We start from the raw sequence: 1,582 nt of genomic DNA on the forward strand, positions 1-1,582 counted from the left end.
GCCGGGGGCCGCACCGGGCCAACCGTCCGGCACGCCCCCGGGCGCGGCGCCAGGCGTGGCGCCCGCGGTGCTGCCTGGCGCGGCGCCCGCGGTGCTGCCCGGCGCGCTGCCCGGCGTCGGGCCCAACGCCGGGCCCGACGCGGGGGCCGGCCCGGCGCCCGCACCGGGCAACGGCGCCACACAGTCCTCCGTGCAGGCGTCGAGACGGCACAGCAGTTCCACGTCCGTGCCGGCGTGCACCACGGCGTTCGTGACCAGCTCGCTGACCACCACCAGCGCGTCACCGACGAGCTGGTCGGTCACCAACTCCGCTCCGGGCACGCCGAGTTCGGCCCAGCCGGCGAGGGTCGCGCGGACGAACCGGCGGGCCGCTCCCGGTGCCAGGGAGTTCCCCGGCAGGGACGTACGGGCCACCGTGTGCGGGCGCGCCACGGCCCCAGGAGCACGGGACGCGGACTCCCGTTGCGTCGGAATGGCCCCCACTGTGCGTCTCCCTGAGCAGTTCGGACGATTACGCCCCAAGCGATGCAGACAGAGTGACAGACTGACTACGCCCATAAGCACCGAGTTACCGAAGTGGGCCACCATGAGTGAGAACAGTGCTATGCATGTGCTCGGAGACGGACAGATTCGCGCATCGGATCTGCGTCCCCTCCTGGCCGCGATGACGTCCGCCCGGGACGGCGACTTCAGCAAGGTGCCCGAGACGACGGGGCACGGCATCGTGGCCGAGCTGGGCATGGTGTTCAACCAGATCGTGGACCGCAGTACGCACTTCAACACGGAGGCCCAGCGCGTCCGCCGGGAGATCGTGCGCCACGGCCGGCTGGACGAGCGGCTCGCCGCGAGCCCGGGCCAGGGCAACTGGACGACCCGGATCAACGACGTGAACCAACTGCTCGACGCCCTGGTGGCGCCGGCCGCCAACGCGACCCGGGTCCTCGACGCGGTGGCGGGCGGCGATCTGACCCAGCGCGTCGACCTGCACGACGGCAACCGTCAGCTCCGTGGCGATCTGCGGCGCCTGGGACGGGCCGTCAACAAGATGGTCGACCAGCTGTCCCTCTTCACGGGAGAGGTCACCCGGGTCGCACGCGAGGTCGGCACGGAGGGCCGTCTCGGCGGCCGGGCCAAGGTGACCGGCCTGTCGGGCAGTTGGCGGGACGTGACCGAGGCGGTCAACACGATGGCGTCCCGGCTGACCGCGCAGGTCCGTGACATCGCCCTGGTGACCACGGCGGTGGCGCGCGGCGACCTGACGCGCACGGTGACGGTCGAGGCGACGGGTGAGCTGCTCGAACTGAAGCTGACCGTGAACACGATGGTCGAACAGCTCTCCGCCTTCGCCGACGAGGTGACCCGCGTGGCCCGCGAGGTCGGCACGATGGGCGAGCTGGGCGGCCGGGCGCAGGTGCGCGGGGTGTCCGGGGTGTGGAAGGACCTGACCGACAACGTCAACTTCATGGCCTCGAACCTCACCTCGCAGGTCCGCAACATCGCCCAGGTGACCACGGCCGTCGCCAACGGCGACCTGAGCCAGAAGATCACCGTCGGTGCCCAGGGCGAGATCCTGGAGCTGAAG

The 1,582-nt window shown here is 71.8% G+C and carries 2 protein-coding genes; one reads left to right on the forward strand and one right to left on the reverse strand.

Annotation, left to right across the window (positions count from 1 at the left end):
* Positions 1-432, reverse strand: a 432-nt coding sequence (locus ACFWGJ_RS36200; protein ID WP_387333089.1) for an ATP-binding protein, incomplete at its 3' end; no start/stop codon positions are given.
* A gap of 154 nt (positions 433-586) precedes the next feature.
* Between ACFWGJ_RS36200 and ACFWGJ_RS36205 the strand changes: the two genes are divergently transcribed.
* Positions 587-1,582, forward strand: a 996-nt coding sequence (locus tag ACFWGJ_RS36205; protein WP_387333091.1) for a HAMP domain-containing protein, incomplete at its 3' end; no start/stop codon positions are given.

Source organism: Streptomyces sp. NPDC060205, from assembly GCF_042728395.1.
Lineage (GTDB): Bacteria > Actinomycetota > Actinomycetes > Streptomycetales > Streptomycetaceae > Streptomyces.